This is a genomic window from Marininema halotolerans (assembly GCF_900116235.1).
GTDB classification, from domain to species: domain Bacteria; phylum Bacillota; class Bacilli; order Thermoactinomycetales; family DSM-45169; genus Marininema; species Marininema halotolerans.
Window position 1 is genome coordinate 385,850 of record NZ_FPAA01000002.1, and the last position, 21,946, is coordinate 407,795.

Here is a 21,946-nt window from a genome sequence, read left to right on the forward strand (position 1 = left end):
TTCCTATCAATAATTTGAAGGCACTTGATTCAGACAACTCTCTTCCACGATTTTACCGTTCTCCATTTTGATCACCTTGTCAGCAAGGTGGAAATATCGATCATCATGTGTGATCGCAATGATACATTTTCCCTTCGCCTTTAATTCAGGAAGCAATTCCTCATAGAAGAATCGACGAAATTCAGGATCCTGATCCGCTGCCCATTCATCAAAGAGATAGATCGGTTTTTCATCAATATAACTGATTAACAACGCCAGCCGCTTTCGTTGCCCCGTCGATAACTTCGTTGTACTAAAATTCCCATTTTCAATGGTGAGTTTTTCATGAATCCGTAACTTTCGAAGATAGTGATCCACTGTCTGTTGTTTTGACGCAAATGGAACGCCATACATTTTATTAAACAAGTAGTAATCGCTAAAAATCGCAGAAAACAACTCGCCCAGATCCTCTGACCCGATCCGCTGATCATTCAAGTAAATCTCCCCTTTTGCAGGAGAGTAGAGTCCCGTAATCAATTTTGCAAAGGTAGACTTACCGCTGCCGTTCCCCCCCGTAATAAAACTAACTTCCCCAGACATAAAACAACTACTGATCGGACCTACATGAAAGGATTCCCCGTGCTCACCCTGATACTGAAATTCCACCTGTTGCAACTCTAGTTTCAGATCAGGAGAAGGGAGCATTCTTACGTGCTCACTGTTACGCTCCGTCTGAAGGTTCGCAATGGAGTGGGTAAAATCATTGATTCTCTTCCAGCTAATTCGCATTTGAACTGCATTGGGGATCGCATTCAGAATGCTATGAATGGGACCTGTCATATAGAGAAACACAAACACATAACTTCGCAAGGATTCACTTTGCCCACTATCAAATAGCAATGGGAAGAGAAAGGTAACAGCACCGATTACCACGGTAAAAAGCAATTCACCCACGATAAAAACATTGGCAAACTTTAATCCTCCACGGATTCGTTTTTCTTTATACTCAAGGCAACTCGCTTCCATGTCCGCTTTAAACTCATTCCTTTTTGCCTTACCCATGCTCAACTCTTTATAGCCACCTACCAAATCATTAATGTATCTAAAAAATACATTTTGAATATTCCGAGTCTGTTCCCATAGTTTATTAGCGGATTGACCTGCTACATAATAGAGTCCCGCTGCCGCCAAAATGACCGCAATGGATATGAGCAAACCATAGATATTGATAATCCCCAGGTATACTAAGCAACATACCAAAGTAATTGAATCAGTCAGCCCGGTAATTAAAATACCCGCATGGTTACTAATCGCCTCGGTATCATTATTGAGGGTTGTCTGAACTTTCTCCGTCTCCATTTGTTCGATTCGTTCATAGGGGGTTGTTAAGATTTTATTGAGTAAATTCATCCGCTTATCATAGATGAGGGTATTGGTGAGTTGAATGAGTTTGGTGCGAACGACCTTTTGCGCCATCACATAGATCATAATTCCCAAGACAAAGTAGAGAAACAAGTCACTCCCTGACTGGTCCGTTCGATTGAGCGCTTCGTTCACAATAAAGATAATTAACGCATTACCGAAGCCACTGGTGATACTTAGCACCATCAGAGGGAACCAGCTTTTCTCTTTCTGCGCTGGAAAAATAGCCGTCAAGGTTAAATAGAGACAAAACAGCAAGATTGCGATAAATACAGACCATACCGCCAGCCATAATGTCGGAGGTGCCCATACTTTAACAAATTCCCAGGATAAATCTGAGAAAAAGACAGTGGGTATTTGATAGAGGCCGACACCTGCCACCAAGGCAAACATCCAGGAAAAAAGAGGAGCCCCAACCAATTTTGTCGGTTTTTTTTCAAGATATCGCTGTTTCCGAAGGAGTTGATACAACGTTATCCCAATGAAGGTGAGGGTTGTACAAATGAAAGGAATCACCAGTACCATGACCGTAAACGAAAAGGAATCGATATTCTTATAGATGTCTCGAGTATGAAACGTGGGTTCCTTTCCCTGTAACAGCTTAGCGACACCTTGACCAATGGTATGTGTATAGCTGGAATTCAAGTTAGCCAAGACGGCAACACCCATCTTCTCCTCGGGTCGGAAAACCATATGAGAAGAAAAATTAGGGTTACTCCCATCGTGGGAATATTCTCCGCTCCCATCCTGATACGATTGCCACCCAGACGCATAGGAAGATCCATCGGCGTCAGGGGCAACGGTTCGATCGACGTGATGAGTCTGTTGTATGGCCTTTTTGTTTTCCTTATTTAAGGGATTGTTCCCCAACTGAATCTGTAGCCATTTCTCCATATCATCTGCATTGGAAATAAAATACCCTGCTGGCGTATTTCCGCGATACATGGGGGCATCATACGCCCTTGCATGCAAAAAACCTAATTTATAACCTGTCGACATGTTTGGTGCAGGTGCCTTTTCTCGAAACAAGTAGGTATGATTTAAATGAAAAGGGTCGATGATATGCTCTTTCGCATAGCTTTCAAAGGATTGATGCGTGACACGCTGGATCACCATTCCAAGTACGTCATAGTTGATGGTTGCGTAGGAAAACTTCTCTCCCGGATAAGTATCTAACGGTTGATTCACCAAAGTTCTAACGGTTCGTTCAAGGGCGTCACCATCGGTTGCAATTGGAATGTCCCCAATTGTATGAAAGGGGATCCCACTCGTATGATGAAGCAGTTGGCTAATCGTAATGGGGACCTTACCATTTATTTTTTCGCCTTGATACACTCCGGTATATCGCATCTGGAACCACGGGAGATAGTGACTCACCGGTTTATTTAAATCGATTAGGCCCTTATTCGCCAACTGATAGATGGCGACCGCCGTAAATGCTTTACTGTTGGAACCAATTTCAAACAACGTTTGCGGGGTGACTGGTTGATTCGCCTGTACATCCGCAAGCCCAAACCCCTTTTTATAGACAGCGTGTCCCCCTTTGACCACGACCACCGCTAAACCAGGAATTTTCCCTTGATCCATCTGCTCTTCGATGAAGGCGTCGATCTGGTGTTTTTCTTTCGTGGACAGTGCCGCTTGTTCTCCAGCAGCAAAAGCTGTGGAAGTTGCTATGAACCATTGAAATGGTAGGATCACAATGAGAAAGACCCACACATATCTTGCACTCACCCTGATCACCTATCCTTTCTTCCTTCAATCAAAAATGCTATCAAGCTCTTCACTGGATAGGGTCGTCGTTTCAAAATCACTCGGGGTAAAATCAGGTTGCTCCTTCGCGCAACAATGATCAATCAATTTCTGTAAATGTTGCAGGTACAATTCCTTAAACGCGACGACGGTGTTATGCAGAAACTTCTTTCTACTATAGGTAAAGGATAAGTAGAGTTTCTGATGCATTACATAGGCTACGATATCGATCAGACAAGGAAAAGTATTGGAAGAGCTACTTTCCCTTCCGGAGTCTTCCTCTGCGAAGGAAAATTCTTGATGGAGGAATGACGTACTAAAATCCCCTAAGTAATTAAACCGTACACACTTGTGCAAAGGGCTTGGCAATTGATTCGTCATATAAGTTAAAACACCATAACTTAAACCTGAATCAGGAATTCCGCGCAATTGTTCCTTCAACCCTTTAATCTGTATGTCCAACGTTTTCCCTTCAGGGGCCAAGTGAACGGGATAAAAACTAGTAAACCAACCCACTGTACGGGATACATTGGAGGTCGCATCAATTTCTTCCCGGCCATGCCCCTCCACCTCAATAATGACTTCATTCGATGATTGTAAATCCTTCAGGGTTAGAGCGAGTGCCATGATCATCAAGTCGTCTACTTTGGTGCGATATGCCCCAGGCGCTTCTCGTATCAATCGCTCGGTTTCCGTGACCGTTAGCTGATGGGTAAGCACCTCACAATCTTCTATTCGATCCTCTCCGTGATCAAAATCCATCCAATCCCTGTTATCGTTATGACGGATCGATTGCCAATAAGCTTTGCTCCGCAGTGCATCCCCTTGACTAAACTCTGTTAAAACTTCTCCCCATCGCTTGACCGTGTCCGTTTTCTCTGGCAAGGTTACTTGCTCTTGTCGACGTAACTGTTCATACAAGGTAAAGAAATCCTCTAATAAAATGCGCCAGGAGATGCCGTCAACAACAAGATGATGCGCCGTTAGCAATAATCGATGCCCTTGATTACCAAGATGAAAGAGACACGCTTTGAAAAGCAAATCCTTATGCAGTTGAAAACTTGCTTTAATGCCTTCCCCTACCTGTGTGAGCCTCTCCAGTTGTTCATTGGAAGATAAATGTGATAGATCGACCCGGTCTAACGACACTGAATTTCTTAAATGAAGGGGATTATAGAAAAACTGTTTTAATTCTGAATCGTAGTTGAAACGAAGGGTATCGTGATGATGAACCAAGAGATGAAGCGCGATTTGTAAGCAATCGTAATCGTACGCTTCTCCCACATTCAATAACACCGACTGGGTATAATGATGGCTTTCTTGAAAGTTCTGTGCAAAAAACCACGCAGCCGCAGGTAGTATGGGGGCCTGTCCTACACAGGGATACGATGGAGAGGAATCTTCTTGTTCACGGGCATTCAGATAGTACACCATGTCGTTGATCACAGGATGCGATAAAATATCTTGCACCCTCATGGTGTACCCCATTTGATTTAATTTCGATTGAATCTGAATCGCTTTAATTGAATCGCCACCAACATGGTAAAAATTATCCATCACTGAAATTTGGGAACGATTTAATACTTGCTGGATAATCGATAATAAGGTCGTTGTTTGATCGCTTTGCGCTGCTCCCTCTGTATCGCTACGCTTTGTATTTTCCTGCTCCACTTTAGGAGCGGGTAAGCGCTCCTGATCCACCTTGCCGTTGATCGTGAGGGGAATCGATTCCAGAGAGACAAAGAACAGAGGAATCATATAATCTGGGAGCAGTCCATGCAAGAAGTTCTGCAACAACAAAGGCGTAACGGAATATTTCGCTACATAATACGCGTAGAGACTATGGGTCCCTGTTGCAGAAGCTCGGGATACAACGACCGCATCGACGATACATGGATGGGACACCAACGCTTGTTCAATCTCCCCAAGTTCGATACGGTACCCTCGAATCTTTACTTGTGAATCGGATCGACCCATATACACCAGATGATTCCTGTCAACAAATCGCGCCAAGTCCCCGGTTTTATACATTCGCCATCCCTTCATGAAGGGATTCAGGATAAACCGGTCATTCGATTCCTCTCTTCGGTTGCGGTAACCCTTTGCAACACCCACACCAGAAATATAGATCTCTCCCACTTCACCAGAGGGAACGGGATGTTGTCTTTCATCCAAAACATAAATTTGCGTGTTATATGCGGGCGTTCCTATTGGGACGGATGCGCCTTGATCCTTCTTTCGATCATACTGATGAATCATGCACCCCACTGTTGCCTCTGTCGGGCCATATTCATTAAAAATCCGCACATCCTCGCCAAAACGATCCTGAATCGCCTTCGCAAGGTCTACCTTTAAATCTTCACCACCAACAATCCATGTTTTGATGGAGGTAGCCGTATGCTCTCCCTCTCTTAACAAGGATAGATGGGAAGGGGTTACCTTCACGATGGTCGCCTTTTGTTCGCGTACGATTTTGTATAATACATACTCCTGATCATCCGGCGGATAAATGATTATTTCATTTCCACTGATGAGAGGCGGAAAAATTGAAGTAACGGTTAGATCAAAGGATAGCGAAGAGTAGAAGGGAAACACTTCTGCTTGGCTCGAACCAATATATTGATCCACTGCCCACGTGCAATAGTTAACCAGTCCACTCTGCTCGATCATCGTTCCCTTAGGTAACCCTGTCGACCCCGATGTATAGATCATGTAAGCTACATCCGTAGACTGATAAGGGATGGCTAGATTGGTATCCTCCCCCCCGTATAACCCAGGGGTATCCAGATCCACCACGTTCTCAACCAATGGAATTGAATCCCTTCCCCCCTTGTTGATCAGAAGTATCCGACTGCCCGAATCGCGAAGCATATGCTCCTTTCGCTCCAGCGGATAATCGGGATCAATCGGTAAATAGGACCCCCTTACCTTTAATACTGCCAATATCCCAAGAATGGTTTCCATCGAATGGTGCGTGGATATACCCACGATATCTCCAATTTGTACACCCTTTTGTTGCAGGGCTCTTGCTAACTGATTGGCACGCCTATTTAACTCGCTATAACTTAATGAAGCCGCTTCGAATCGAACCGCCACTTTATCAGGCGTTTTGCACACTTGATCTTCAAACAGTTGAACCATGTTTTTCTCCTGTGGATCACGTCTATCTGTTGCATTAAAGTCAATCAAAAGCTTCCTTTTTTCCTCTTCAGACAGAACCGTAAAATTACGGATGGACTCCTCAGGATGATCCAGTATTTGTTCCATGAGGTGAACCATTCCAAGGAACATTTGCTCAATTTGCTCACCTGTGTATTCTTCCACTTTATAATCAAAATCCAAGTGGAAATCCTCCGTGTTTGACCATTCTCGGATCACGAGCTGCAAAGAATATAGTTGTTTCCCATTATGAAACTCTGTATTTTCGATGGATGATCCTGCAATATCACGGGTTAAATCCGTGTTGTAAAAGTTGATGGCCGTATCCAGCAAATGATGATATCCTTTTTTATTCAATTCCAGATCCTTCACTAATAAATCAAAGGGATATCGCTGGTGATAGTAACAACGCTTCAGTTCACTCCCGATTTGTGCCAACATCTGTGTCGCCGTACTTTCTGGTTGAAGCCGATATCGAAAGGGCATGGTGCTCGTAAACATTCCCACTAATCTTTTTTCTTTACCCGAACGATTGAGTAAGGGCATCCCCAGTACGATGTCGTCATGTCCCGTTCTGTGATATTGATAGAGAAGATATAGAAGGACAAAAAATGGATAGGGAGTCGTTTGATTGACCGATGTCCACTCTTTAACACGAGATGAAAGGCCCTTTGGCAACACAAAGGTTTTTCGCTGACCTTCACCACAAACAAAACGCGCTTGTTGAATCGATGCCGGAAGGGTCGAAAACTTATCCTTCCAAAATTGTTTATCTTTCAAGAACCGTTGAGACGATCGATATGTTTGTTCCTGTGGGATATAGGAAAGATAGGACCCCTGAGGTTCAAAATCAAGACTTTCTCCTGCAACTAACTTTCGATACGCGGTACAAATTTGCTGGGTCAATAGATTCATCGTCCACCCATCCGAAATAAGATGATGCATTTTGATGAGGTAACCGCCTTCATTTTCCCCCAGCTTAAATAACACCCATTCAAAAAGTGAATGATGATACAACGAAAAGGGCTTGGCTGCTTCTTGATCAACCCATCGCTTGAATTCCTCTTCTGGATGATCCCTCCTACTAAAATCATAAAATCGAAGGCGCTGTGGTTCATAGGTTTGCACGTATTGAGAAACATCCCCCTGCGACTCGGTAAAACGTAGCCTTACTCCCTCATGTTGTTGGATAAACCCATGAATCGCATTTTCCAAATGATCGAAATGGACCGCTTCTTTGATTCTTACCGTCCCGCCAATATTGTGAAGCGATTGATTTGGATAGGTCTTCTCTAAATACCACACTCTTTTTTGGGGATGAGTCAGGGGATAGTATTGAACCTCGCGTTGTTGGCTGTTGTTATCCATTTCGCCTATACACCTTTTCTCTCCGTATTTTTAAACACCCACAACGTCTTCAGGTTATTAATGAACCTTCTCTCCTACAAAGAGATCCACATCCCAACAATGTTGAATCATTTTCCGAGTCGCCTCTTCGTCGATTGGGCTCCATTGAAAGCCCACTTTTTCCAATAACAACTGCGTTCGATCTGAACGAATATGAAAAAGGGTATGGCTTTTTAACGTTTCAACTTCAGGAACTTCATCGCCAATACTATGCATCTGAATCGTGTAGATGGCAGATTCATAGTGTTGTTTATTTTCTTCGGTAAAGATATGGTCAATAAATGCATCGATTGAAACCTTTTTCATCGTTAACCCTAGATCAGGGTAGGTAAGTAAGTCAGAAATACTCACCCACTGTGGATTACAAATATGATGCGTATCATTGAGAATCTCTTTTTTATTGAATAGACACAGAATGGCACGGCTAACATCATCCACACAGGAGAAATCCAAATCCCGCTCCATTTCAGGTACCCGTCCAAGGGTTACATAGGATTGAATCATCGAATAGATCGCATTTTGTGTAATGTTTTTCTGAAACCTTCCCGTCTTAGAATCAAAGGCAATATTGCCTACACGGAAGATATTGACCCGTAATCCATTGTCTCGTGCTCGGATCAGTAACTTTTCTGCTTCAAACTTTGTTTTTGGATAGGGATTACGGATCTGCTGCCCAACATCATAATCAAACTCTGTAAAGAGCCGATCCTGCACGCCAAGAATCTGACCCGAAGCGACCGCTAAGGTGGATACATGATTAAAATCTTTCAAGTTCCTATGGGAAGCAAAATCGATCAGATGCTGTGTGGCCAAGGTGTTTGCCTGATAGGAATCCTCATATTTTCCATAATGGCTCACATTGGCAGCCGAATGGATAACGCATTGCACAGTACGACTTAAGTCATCATAGGTAGACCGATCCAATCCGAGTTCGATTTGGGTTACATCTCCGCAATATACCGTGATGCGTTCGGTGAAGGTTTGCTTCCATGATGAATGGAGGGTCCCGCTAAGCGCCTCATGCACCCGCTTGGTTGCTTGATCGATGGATTCCCCGCGCACAATGAGATGGATATGGCTCGCAGTATCCATCAATAAATCCCGTAATAAGTAGGCTCCGAGATACCCCGTACTTCCTGTTAGTAAAATATCCGTGTACGTGATACTACTCGTAAGATCCTTATCTTGATCGAATTGGTTCCGTTCATGATACAACCGACTTGCCTTCTCCCCTTCAAGTTGGCTCAATCGTTCCGGACGGATTCGCTCTTTTATTCCATGTAAATATCGTTTTAATTTCTCTTTATTCACACGCTGTTCAGGGTTATGCAATTGAATGTGCTTCGCGAGATCCGTTGGACGTGGGTTTTCAAAGAGATCATTGATGGAAAGAGAGTAGTCCCTTTGCAATCGGGCGACCAGGTTGATCGCAGTGAGTGAGTTCCCCCCTAATTCGAAAAAATCATCACCGAGCTGGATAGAGGATACACCAATCACTTCCTGAAACGCAGCAACCACCTTCTCTTCAACAGGATTTAACAGAGGTCTGCCTTCCTCTGCACCATTTTCGTGAATAACACCCATCGGTTGAGTATGATGTGTCGTTCCTTCTTGCGTTCGTTGACCCAAAGAACCCTGATTCCCTGATGTAAGACGGAATCGTTTTCGATCAAAGGGATACGTTGGTAACGGAATACGGAATCGCCTCTCTGATGCAAAGAGGGGTCTCCAATTTACTTTCACTCCAGTTGCATGAAGTTGTGCAATACTTTGAAGGAAGTGTCGATAGTCAGCGTTTTTTTCACGGGATGTCACCATCGTGGTAACCACCATGCTCTTGGACGAAGGAGGGAAATGTTCTCTAATGAATGTACTTAACGTCCGTCCAGGTCCAACCTCAATCAAAATTTGCTCGGTATTCTCAAGGAGTTGGCGCGCGCCTTTAGAGAATTGAACTGTCTGACGAAGATGTGTCACCCAATACTCTGGATTGGTTGCTTCTTCAGCAGTCACCCATGTTCCCGTCACATTGGATATATACGGAATAGTAGGCTCATGAAAATCCATGGTCATCGCTGTCTCTCTAAAGGCTTGTAATATGGGCTCCATCATTGGGGAATGAAAGGCATGGGAAGTTCTCAATTGCTTATAGTTCAAACCATGTTGCATAAGGGTCTCAAGAAGCTCTTTCATCTCCTCATCGGGACCGGCTACAACACAGAGGGAAGGTCCATTCTCAGCAGCGAGTGAAAGGGTCCCCTTTAACAACGGAATGACTTGGTGGCTTGGCGCATGGATACTCACCATGCTCCCCGGTGCCAACGCCTGCATCAGTTTGGCTCGAATGGCAATCAATCGAATCGCATCTTCTAACGACAATACCCCTGATAAGCAAGCCGCCACATACTCCCCTACACTATGTCCAATCATTTGTTGCGGACGAACTCCCATGTTCATCAAGGTTCTCGCCAAGGCATATTCAAAAATAAACAGTGCCGGTTGTGTATAAACCGTCTCATCAATCAGCCTTTGATCGCTTTCGTCAGTACTTGATGGATACAGGATTTTTTTAAGGTCAACGCCTTGTAACTTGGTGAATAGTTCACAACAATGATCGACCTCGGCACGAAAAGTCACTTCTTCTTGATAAAGTTCTTGTCCCATATTTACGTATTGGGCACCCTGTCCAGGGAACATGAACGTGATTGGACGCGTCGAATCCACAACGGAAATAGGGGGAGATGTTACTCGTTGATTCTCTGCTAAACGCTTCTTCGCCTCATCTAATGTGGAGACGACCCACACGCGGTTATACTTACATTTTTTTCTGCCAAGTAATAGCGTATAAGCCACATCCGCCAACTTCGTATGGGGATGCTGTTCGAGGTAAGCATGTAGTCGCTCTTCTAGAGCGAGTAATGAGGGTTCGGTTTGAGCAGAAAGAGCCAGTACTTGTTGGCTTCTACCGATGTCCGATTCTCCTTGCGCTGATGCCTCTTCTAGGATGACATGGGCATTGGTTCCCCCAATGCCAAAGGAACTAACTCCTGCACGCAATGGATAGGCGGTCGTTTTCCACTCCATGGCCTGTTGATTAATGAAAAAGGGACTATTTACAAAATCAATTTTCTCATTGGGAGTCTCAAAGTGGATATGTGGAGGAATTTGACGATACTTTAATGAGAGAGTGGTTTTTATGAATCCCGCAATCCCTGCCGCATGATCAAGATGGCCAATATTCGCTTTCACAGAACCTAGGGCACAGAAATTCCTTTTATTCGTTTGAAAAGCCGCTTTCAAACCTTCTACCTCAATGGGATCGCCTAATACTGTGCCTGTCCCATGAGCCTCAACGTAAGAAATACTTTCCGGCTCGATTTCCGCGATCTGTTGCGCGGTCTTAATTACTTGGGCTTGTCCCTCTACACTTGGCGCCGTAAAACTAATTTTATCCGCTCCATCGTTATTTACCGCTGTCCCTTTCACCACTGCATGAATGGTGTCACCCGCTGCCATTGCATCATCTAATCGCTTTAAAACGACCAATCCCGCCCCATTCCCATTGACCGTACCCTTTGCCCCCGCATCAAAGGGACGGCACCGTCCATCCGAAGACATAATAGAGCCTTCTTGATAAAAATATCCGCGCTTTTCTGGTAATGTGATCGATACCCCTCCTGCTAATGCCATATCGCAATCCCCACTTAGCAGCGCCTGTGCTGCTAAATGAACCGCGACAAGGGAGGATGAACATGCCGTTTGCACGGTATAGCTGGGTCCCTTTAAGTTGAGTTGGTGGGAAAGACGGGTACTAAAAAACTGAGATCCATTCAATAAGGTAGCCTCTTTGATAAAATCCTGCGCCTGTTGAAACACCGAATTCATCCAGTACAGGTTGGTTCCACTACCGATATATACGCCCACCAATTCTTCAGGTTCATCAGAGGAATAACCGCTGTGCTCCAAGGCTTCCCAAGCACATTCATGGAGCACCTTCACCTGAGGATCCATCAATTCTGCTTCCTTAGGAGAGTACTTAAACAAATGCTGATCAAACCATTCCGTATCAGTGAGGACGCCCCCTGCCTTCACATACTGGGGGTTTCTGATGGTCTCTAAATCGATTCCCGCATCCCGCAGTTCGTCCTCTGTAAAATGGGAGATCGACTCTTTTCCCAACTGAAGAAGTTGCCAAAATTCATCCACACTGCTTCCCCCAGGAAATCGACAAGCCATCCCGACAATTGCCAACTCTAACCCATTGGTCGAATGATTCATGTCAACCTCCGCTTCATGTTCCTTCGTTGTTTTAGTCGGTTTTTTGACGCTTCCATCACCATACTGCGATCATTCTCCTCCTGCTTGCCATCGGTTTGTTTCCCTTGTGCCTGGATATGATGAACCAGCCTTTGAATGGTCGTGTATCGGAATAACTCGACGACGGAAATATCGAGATCCAACTCTTCTTGTAGACGATGGCGCATTTGAATTAAGGTGAGGGAATTGCCACCCAAGTCAAAAAAATGATCGTGTATACTGATTTGCGCCAACCCAAGAATCTCTTTCCATATCGAAGCCACTGTTTTTTCTATCTGTGTCGTTGGTTTGGCATACGGGGTACCTTGGAGCATGAGAGGAACATCCCTCATTCCCTTCAAAGCTGCCATATCCACCTTATCGCTCGATGTCCGTGGAAGTTGATCCATTCTTACGAAGTGAGTCGGGATCATGTAAACCGGAAGTTGCTCCTTCAGATAGGAACGAAGTTCCGAAACGGTCATTTTTTCATCCGTCACCACAAAAGCACACAGATACTCATCGTTATTCGGTTCTTTTTTCGGAATGACGACGGCATCCATCACGCGAGGGTGCTTTACTAGGTGGGCCATTATCTCATTGGGCTCGATCCGTATTCCTTTCATTTTCACTTGATGATCCGCTCTTCCGATGTACTCGATATTGCCATCGGGTAGCCATCGCACGAAATCGCCTGTCCGATACATTTTCTCCCCAGTCAAAAAAGGATTTTCAATGAACCGTTCCGCAGTGAGCTCCGGTCGATTGCGATAACCTCGTGCAACACCCCTTCCACCGATATACAATTCCCCCATCACTCCAATGGGTACAGGATGTAGCGCCGTATCAAGGATGTATGTGTGATAATTAATCAACGGTTTCCCGATCGGCAGACTCGTTCCCTGTACTTCTCCATCGCAGCGATAGCTTGTCGCGTACACGGTCGCCTCGGTGGGTCCATAAAGGTTAATTATGTTCGTTACCTGTAGGGATTCTCGCAACTGCTTGTACAATGTCGTGGTAAATGCTTCTCCTGCTACCATCACCGTGTGGAGGTGTGGTCGTGTCTCAAGATCTGAAAGCAATGCACTCATATGAGCAGGGACCGCGCCCATCACATCCACCTGATTTTCCTCGATATATCGCCATAGTTTTTTCGGTTCCATCACCGTTTCTTTTACAGGAACGAATAACTCTCCACCTGTTAGTAGCGGCAGAAGCATTTGTTGTACCGATACATCAAAGGTGAATTTGGCTAGAAGTAGATGATGAAGGGGTCCTTCCAACTGCAAGGTATCCTTTAATCCTACTAACTGATTCACGATCTGCTGGTGTTCAACCATCACCCCTTTTGGTTGACCTGTAGTCCCTGAGGTATACATCACATAAGCCAAATCTTCTGGGGAGCTTTCCCCTGTGAAGAAGGAAGCGCTTTCTTGCTCGATGCGTTGATCATCAAAGGTGAGGACATCCTGCTCCAAGGAAAGACGACCCTTCAAATGCGATTGCATAAGGATTTTTTCACAACCGCTGTCCTGTAAAGTAAACTGGATCCGTCCGTTCGGAAAGGCAGGATCAATGGGTAAATAAGCGCCGCCTGCTTTTAATACCGCCCACACGCCTAGAATCATATCAATGGATGGCTCAGCAATAATCGCCACAATATCGTTGTGACATACCCCTTGTTGCTTTAAGAAACCGGCCAACTGACTGGATCTTTCATCCAGCTCTCTATAAGTAAGCACATCGCTTTCACAGTGAACAGCTAATTGAGTTGGCGTCAACCGTACTTGCCTCGCAAACAAATCGGTAAGGGTGAGATGATGAGGGATTCTCCCTGCAGTCGTATGAAAATGACACAAGATTTCACTCTCTTCGTCTTCGGTAAGAAGCGACACTTCATCCAAGAGAGTCGCTTTATCTCGTGTGACGCTCTCCAATAACTGAATAAAGTGATGGGTCATTCGGTTCATCGATTCCCTCGAAAAAAGTGCCGTACGGTATTGAAATTCAAACGTAATGGTTCGTTCATTTTCAAACGCATGGATCGATAGGTCAAATTGAGTCATACCGGTTTCAAGGGGCATCGGTTGGAAAGTTAACCCTTTTGCTTTTAACGCACGCGCATCATTCTCTAAGGTGAAAAAGACATCAAAGAGCGGATTTCTTCCTGAATCCCGCTGGATACCCAATTGATCCACCAACACTTCAAAGGGATAATCTTCATGATCCAAAGCTTCCAATGTATGCTCCTTGACATCATCTAACAACTGAGCAAAGGATTCGCCCCCTTTCGGAGCATTCCTCATCACAAGCGTATGAACAAACATTCCGACCATCTCTTCCAAGCCAGGGTGGCTTCTCCCTGCCAGTGGTGAACCGATGGTAATATCCTCTTGCCCAGTGTATTTATAAAGAAGTGCATTGATTGCCGCTAATAATGTGGAATATAGGGTCGTTCCATGTTCTGTTGCAAGGTCCCTGATACGTGCAGTCAACTCGTGACTCGTCTCGATTGTGACCCGCTCTCCATGGTAGTCACTCTCAGCATGGCGTGGATAATCGGTGTGTAAAGCCAATACAGGCACATCTTGTTGAAAAACATCCGTCCAATAGGCTTCATTTTTTTTGTAGGATTCGCCTTCCCTCATGCGATGTTGCCAAACGGCATAATCGCGATACTGAAACCTTGGGGGAGCCAGTTTTTCTCCTTGATACAGATCCACAAGTTCTTTCATGAAAATCTCCATCGAAGCCCCATCGAAGATGATGTGGTGGGTATCGATTAACAAGAGATGCTTTTGCGGGGCCACTCGTAAAACCTTCACCCGGAATAACGGACATTGTTCTAAATCAAAGGGTTGTACAAAACCCTGCGCCACATCCTTAATCGCTTCCTCCTCCACATCGATACAATCCAGCATCATCTCGGTAGGGGGATGGATCCTTTGAACCAGTTCATTCTTTTTAAGGGAAAAGCTCGTACGTAACGAATCATGGCGTTCAATCATCCGTTGAATCCCTTGATGCAAGCGGTTGATATCGAATTCCCCTTCAATCAATGTGGCCGTCGGTAAATTGTAGGCAACGGAGGTCCGTTCCAATTGCCAAAGGATAAATAGACGCTTTTGTTGGGAAGTTACCGGATAATCCTCTTTTTCAGCGGTCGGTTGAATGGTAACCCTTTCTTGTTGCTGGGAATGCGGAATAATACGAGCAAGTTCTCTAATCGTGGGTTGTCTAAAAATCTCACTCAAATGCAATGTCACTGATAATTGATCTTTCATTTTCAATAGAATGGAAGCTGCCTTTAAGGAATGCCCCCCCAACTCAAAAAAATTATCATCTAACCCCACTTGCTCTACTTGGAGAACGTCACTCCATATCTTTGCGATCTGCCTTTCCCTCTCACTTTGGGGCGGCATATAGGAAGACGCAGGTACCCCTCCTTGAACATCGATAGCAGGTAGTTCGTTTCGATTGATCTTACCATTTTGATTTAATGGCATATGCTTTAGTTGAGTGATATAGCCAGGCACCATATATTCAGGTAACCGCTCTGCAAGGAATGAACGGAGTTGTTGTGAAGGCAATGGGGCATTTGCTACAAAGTAGACGGCAAGTGTTTGTGCCCCGCTAGCATCCTCCATGCCAATGACTACAACTTCCTCCACCAATGGATGCTTTACCATGTGCGCTTCAATTTCGCCTAGCTCCACTCGAAAACCACGAATCTTGGTTTGATGATCCACACGACCAACAAACTCAATATTGCCATCTGGTAACCAGCGGGCTAAATCTCCAGATCGGTATATTTTCTCCCCAGGGGTATGAGGGAAATGAACAAACTTACTCGTAGTTAACTCCGGAGCTTGATGATATCCCTGCGCTAAGCTAATCCCTCCAACACACAATTCACCCACTACGCCAACAGGAAGTGGATTCATCCCCTGATCAAGGATATATACTTTTGTATTCGGGATCGGCTTGCCGATCGGGATGGGTGCAAATTCCTTTACTTCTTGATGGCTCACAGGATAAAAGGTCGTAATGTCGGTACATTCAGTTGGCCCATAAGTATTGATAATTTTGCTATGACAGTGGGGAGATAACACCCAAGGTTGAAATTTTTTAATATTAATCCTCTCTCCCCCAACAAATACATTTTGTATAGAAGAGAGTTTTATATAATTTGATTTTTTATTATAATCAAGTAAGGGATAAAAGGCACTGGGTGCACAATTAATCGTAGTAATTTGGTGGTGGGATATCACATCGGATATCGCATGGTAATCAAGCACTCCAGGATCCATTAACGTTAATTGCCCTCCTGCGATCAGCGGGGCGAACAAATTTTTATGTGCAGTGTCAAAGGTCATCGGAGCCATCAACAGCACATTCTCCATCACTGCATAGTGAGCGTACCAAGTGAGAAGATTGACAAAAGCGTGTCTTTTTAACCGAGCTCCCTTTGGTTCACCGGTTGTACCTGAAGTAAAGAGGATATACATAAGTCCTTCTGGGTCATAGGATCGCTCTAAATTATCCTCATCAGGTGGGGAACCCTCTAACATCGCTTTGTCAATATCGATCGTCTGGATATGCTTGGGTAACTCCCGCGTAATATCGCGGGTCTTTAACACAATATCCACCTTGGCATTTTGCAAGAGCTGGGTAATGCGTTCCGTTGGGTAGTCCGGATCAATGGATAAATAGGCGCCTCCTGACTTTACAACCCCCATGAATCCAACAGGCATTGCCAAGGAACGCTCTACCATAATCCCCACGGTACACCCCTCATTAATCCCCTTCCTTACCAACAAATGAGCCACTCGATTCGCCCTTGCGTTCAGTTCCGAATAAGTCATTGTGCGGTCTTGAAAAACAATTGCCGTTTTATCAGGCGTCTTCTTCACTTGCTGCTCAAATAAATCAGCCACGGATTGTTCCTTTGGATAATCGGACTCGGTTTCATTAAATTGTTGAAGAACGCGATCTCGTTCACAATCAGGTAGAATACTCATCTCAGAGAGGTTGCGATCAGGCGCTGCTAACATCGCCGCCAGCAGACAATGAAAGTGCTCCGTTACACGATGAATTCGGTCACCCAAGGCTGGATCTTTATAGGAAAGGGTGTATCCGATCACTTCACCTTCTCGATTGAATTGAAAGACTGTATCTGCATAGGAAGGGTAGTCAAGAGCAACGTTTTGAATATTTTTCATGGAGACAATCGTTCGAGGATGGAGGGGATTTTGTGCCGATGGATCGAGATTCATTTTTTTAATCAACTGTTCATAGGATGCCTTTTGATGCTTATTTGCTTCCACCATATGCTGTTGTACGCTCAGTAATAAATCTTTAAAGTTCATCTTCTTAGTAATAAGCTGCCTCAGAATCAATGGGTGATCTTGAAAAGATACACCTGATTTCGATTTTAAGACAGGGGTACCTAATGATACCTCTTCATTTCTGGTATAAATCGAGAGAAGGTATTCCATTCCACTTATGAGAATGAGAAATATGCCATAGTCTGAGCCCTTCCCTACATCGATGATTTTTTGGGCCAACGGAGTAGGGAGGGTATAGTGCTGATGAACGACTTCATCGATGCTTCCTGCTGTGTTCCCCTCGTAATCAGCAAAACTACTGATACTCATCTCTTCTGAACATTGTTGTAACCAATACGCTTCTTCTTTGGTCAAAGGAATCGACTGAAATGTCGTAGCATTCATGAGAACCTCCCTGATATAGGTTATCTTTTTACTACGTATCTCACTCCCACTCTCTCACACATTCTCCTTACAATCTCCTGGTGGTGATTATGAATAAAAAAGTGACCCCCAGGATATCCCTCGAGATGAAATTCACCCGTGGTAAAGGCACTCCATCGCGCTAATTCCTCTTGATCGACATCATCTTCCGTCCCGTAAATTCCAGTGATCGGCGTCGATATGTGCCATTCCTTTTCGATCAGTTGATACTCTTCAATCAGTTTAAAATCAGCACGTAGGATCGGAGCAAAAATATCAAATATTTCCGGATGATGAATAACTTCCTGTGGCGTTCCATTTAGCGCTTGAATCTCTGTTTTAAATTCCTCATTTGGCAAATGATGAATCGATTTTCCACGCGGCTGATCAGGCGCCTTTACTCCTGAGAGAAACAGATGGGAGGGCGGAGGATACCCTTCTTTCATCATCCTTCTACACAGTTCATAGGCAATTAATCCACCCATACTATGTCCAAAAAATGAGTACCCCCCAGGGGATATTTCATTCGCTATCCTATGAAATAGATCGAAGGTCGCCTCATCCATCGATGAATAGAAGGGTTCCGAAAATCGTTTTCCCCTTCCTGCATACTCCAAGGGATATAACTCCACATCACTATGCACATGATGACGCCACTTAATATACAACGAGGATGCCCCCCCTGCATAAGGAAGACAAAATACGATGTGCTTTTTCATCATTGAGCCCTCCTATCACCATGTCCAATATACACTGATTCAATATCATCATCCGTAAAGAAGCTATGTTTTTTATTTAAATAAAAACAAAACCAAAATTCTTATATCAACGATTCCTATCACCTGATCTTTCACCATTTTTTCCCTACCATTTGTCACACACAAATTTACAACTCATCTGTAATAACATTCAAAAAATGATGGTTGGATCTTGGGGTTTGTCCGAATGTTAATCGACTGTGACCCGAATGAGATCGCTATGATCAATCTCTCATGGAGCAAGTCGACTCGCTTGCTTAAAAATGTCACACAATCAGGAAAATCAAGTAGTGTTGGAAAGGCTCTAGAGGAAAAAAGTCGAGTAACAAGGGGGGTCTATCACCAATATAAACGGGCAATCTTCATGGGGGTACCATTGTTTCTTATAAGGTATGGTAATAGTGAGAAGGATGGATCGAACAGCATGAATGTGAAAATCACGGTAATTTACCTAGTGAACCCATATGTAGAAAACTATATTTCTTTTACCAGTCTCCATGATAACCTATCTCGATTGAGAAATGCTACCCTTATTATTCAATATTTATTATGATATATTGACAAGGTTTTTCCTTAGGGCACACAACTATCACAAGTAGTAGCTGGTATTTTCAAACCGCCCACTTCCAATGCTAGTAAAAATAACATTATTTATTTTTTGACTATTAATAAATACATCTATATTTATTAACAACATTCGTGTATGATATTGGAAGAAACCATCATCTCTTTGGAATGAAGGAGGGATGTAGTCAAGTTGATAGACTCTAAGTGATCGGAACATTCTTTTATTTCTGTATTTCACCTCTTAAATGTGCTTCACCCTCGATGGAATCACTATCCTTCTCCTCAATTACTTGCTCCACCCGCTTTTCTATTTCACTTGCTGAAACGACTGGATTGACGGATGACTTATCAACCAACTGAACGACGGATTGATCAACTTATGGCACCTCTCGACTTTGTTTATGCATAAAGGATACCCACCAACATCCAATGAGGAGGTCTAATGCACGAATATACCAGTGAATCATATAGCCTATATTTTTGCGGCGTGTACAACTTCATCATATCAACAGATGTTTTAATAATGACTTGATAGAGGAAGAGGGAGAGCCGTACCATGAGTATGACCACTGAACACTTGCATTCTCATCAAGAGATGCAAAAATATCGTTTTGCGCCTGAATTAGTTAAGAGAATTCGTCATTTACAAAAACGAAATAATTGGTATAACTTCTTTGCAATTGGTCTTGATTGGTTCATTATCTCCTTAGCGATTGCCATGTATTATGGATATCCCTCGAACTGGATCTACCTGATCAGCATTACCGTGATCGGCAGTCGCATGCGTGGATTAGATATTATGATGCATGAATCCAGCCATCACATGCTCTTTAAGAATCGGATATTAAACAAATGGGTAGCAAGTTTTTTTGCTGCGTTCCCCATCTTTATTTCACACCACGCCTATCGTAAAGGGCATATGATTCATCACAAGTATCTATGGAGCGAAATTGACCCTGATTTTCAGCGATATCAGTTGGTTGGGTTAGATCATCCTCCAAAAAACCGCATGCAATTTTTACTGCGTCATTGTTTACGTCCTATCTTTTTAATCCATTTACCTATCTACTTGATGGGGATGCTTAAAGTCACCATGTATGCCAAGGATGAGCCTCGTCTCGATGTTTTCATTCGTGGAATCTATTGGGCTGTCATTATCACTTGTTCCATTGTATTTAATTTTTGGCAAGCATTGATTTTCTTTTGGTTCATTCCGTTCTTCACAACGCTACAAATTATTAAATATTGGGCTGAAATGGCTGAACATGCTGGACTTGAATCGGACAATGAGTTATTTGCATCCAGAAACTCCTTTGGAAACTGGTTTGAGCGAAAACTCATTCACCCCCATCGAAATTCCTATCATTTAGTTCATCATCTATTTCCTGCAGTCCCTCACTATCACATCAAAAAAGCCCATTTAATCCTGATGGAAGATACGGAATATCAAAAGGCTCATCATTGTACAGGCTTCTTTCTCTCTTTAGCCCCCGGTTTTTCTTCCGTCATTGATGATGTACAAGGTCGCATCCCCTTCTGGAAAAAATGGAAGAAGTCCATTGAATAGGATAAACCCCTCCTCCAATTGTAGGAGGAGGGGTTTATGATACGTAAGAATTAACCGTGGATATGCTTACAAGCGACCCTATCATCTACCCAGCTTGCGATTGGTTGTAAACTCACGTCGACATTGACCAATATATGATTTTGTACGGTTGATTTCACATAATAAGTCGAACGCAACCGTACACCTGGATCACTACCGAACACCAGGTATTTAAAGACCTCTCCCTCTTTTTTCACAATCCACACACCATATCCATAATAAACATGATCATTACTCTGGACATGAGGTGTCAACAGCGCTTCGGTATGCTCTTTTCCTATTAATTGATATTGAATAAGCGCTTTCCAAAAACTCTCCATATCCCGTACAGTTGTAAAGGCTCCCCCATCAGGCCCCCCTTTGATCGGAACCGAATAGATGTTGGCCTTCCATGTCTTCTCCTCTGGATGATCAATGTATCCGGTTGCTGTACCCTCTGGTAATTGATCCATTCGATAATAACCGGAATCGGCCATCCCACTCGCTTTAAAGATTTTTTCTTCCACATACTCCGTAAATTTGGACCCTGTCAATTGTTCAACGATCAGTCCAAGCAATATGTAGCCTGCATTGCTATAGGAAAATCGCTCCCCAGGTTGAAATTTCATCGGTTGATCTTTGAACATCGGTAAAAAATCACTAGGCGACTGGATTAAGTACATCGGCGTTGATTGCCATAATTCTTCGAAATCATCCATGACTTCCTCATCAAAATAATCAGGAATCCCAGATGTATGCGTCAACAGATGATGAATCGTGATATCGGGGTGAAATTGTTCAAAAGGAATCGGCAAACAATCTTTTAAATACGTCTCGTAGGATAGCATTCCTTTTTCTACTAATTGAGCAATCGCAACGGAAGTAAATATTTTACATCCCGATGCCATCCCAAATCTTGTCCGTTCCGTATTTTGAATCTGCTCACTTCGATTGGCATACCCATATCCCTTTTCAAAAATTTGCTCTCCATCCCGGATTAATATCGAACCAGAAAATGATGGACTTTGATAATGTTCCTCAATCACCTGCTCAATCCCATTACGTAGTTCCATCTCTTCACATCCTCTCTGTCATCCCTTACATATTGATAAAACAAATAACCCTTCAATTAACTTGAAGGGTTAGCTTTAATATATCAGAAGATTGTAATTAGGCAAATGATTCCTGTTCCTGTTTTCTAGCCTCATTCTATCGGGCTAAGAAAGGATTTCCACTTTTAAAAAAGAAGAGTTATAAAAAGAACCCCG

Annotated in this window: 7 protein-coding genes; 1 reads left to right on the top strand and 6 read right to left on the bottom strand. The window is 43.6% G+C overall.

What is annotated here, in order from left to right; all coding sequences use genetic code 11:
* Positions 1 to 6: 6 nt before the first annotated feature.
* Genes CHX35_RS04010 through CHX35_RS04030 form a run of 5 tightly spaced genes read right to left on the bottom strand, consistent with a single transcriptional unit; the run spans position 7 to position 18,487 of the window.
* On the bottom strand, positions 7 to 3,135 hold the full coding sequence (locus tag CHX35_RS04010) for a cyclic peptide export ABC transporter (protein ID WP_245838615.1): 3,129 nt from the start codon (positions 3,133 to 3,135) through the stop codon (positions 7 to 9).
* Between the two features lie 24 nt (positions 3,136 to 3,159).
* Entirely contained in the window at positions 3,160 to 7,680 is a 4,521-nt protein-coding gene (locus CHX35_RS04015; RefSeq protein ID WP_091834281.1) for a non-ribosomal peptide synthetase, read from the bottom strand.
* A gap of 57 nt (positions 7,681 to 7,737) precedes the next feature.
* A complete protein-coding gene (locus CHX35_RS04020; protein ID WP_091834285.1) occupies positions 7,738 to 11,997 on the bottom strand; it encodes a type I polyketide synthase in 4,260 nt (1,419 codons plus the stop codon).
* Positions 11,994 to 17,750, bottom strand: a complete 5,757-nt coding sequence (locus CHX35_RS04025) for a non-ribosomal peptide synthetase (RefSeq protein WP_091834288.1) — start codon at positions 17,748 to 17,750, stop codon at positions 11,994 to 11,996. Before CHX35_RS04025 ends, CHX35_RS04020 begins: the two co-directional genes overlap by 4 nt.
* Before the next feature lie 20 nt (positions 17,751 to 17,770).
* Positions 17,771 to 18,487 (bottom strand): thioesterase II family protein, encoded by a 717-nt coding sequence (locus CHX35_RS04030; RefSeq protein WP_176391872.1) that lies wholly within the window; start codon positions 18,485 to 18,487, stop codon positions 17,771 to 17,773.
* Positions 18,488 to 19,655: 1,168 nt separating this feature from the next.
* On the opposite strand from CHX35_RS04030, the gene CHX35_RS04040 reads away from it, so the two are divergent.
* Entirely contained in the window at positions 19,656 to 20,660 is a 1,005-nt protein-coding gene (locus tag CHX35_RS04040; protein ID WP_245838632.1) for a fatty acid desaturase family protein, read from the top strand.
* Between the two features lie 50 nt (positions 20,661 to 20,710).
* Here the strand turns inward: CHX35_RS04040 and CHX35_RS04045 are convergent, their stop codons facing one another.
* Positions 20,711 to 21,751, bottom strand: coding sequence for a serine hydrolase domain-containing protein (locus tag CHX35_RS04045; RefSeq protein ID WP_091834302.1), 1,041 nt, complete (start codon positions 21,749 to 21,751; stop codon positions 20,711 to 20,713).
* Between the last annotated feature and the right edge of the window lie 195 nt (positions 21,752 to 21,946).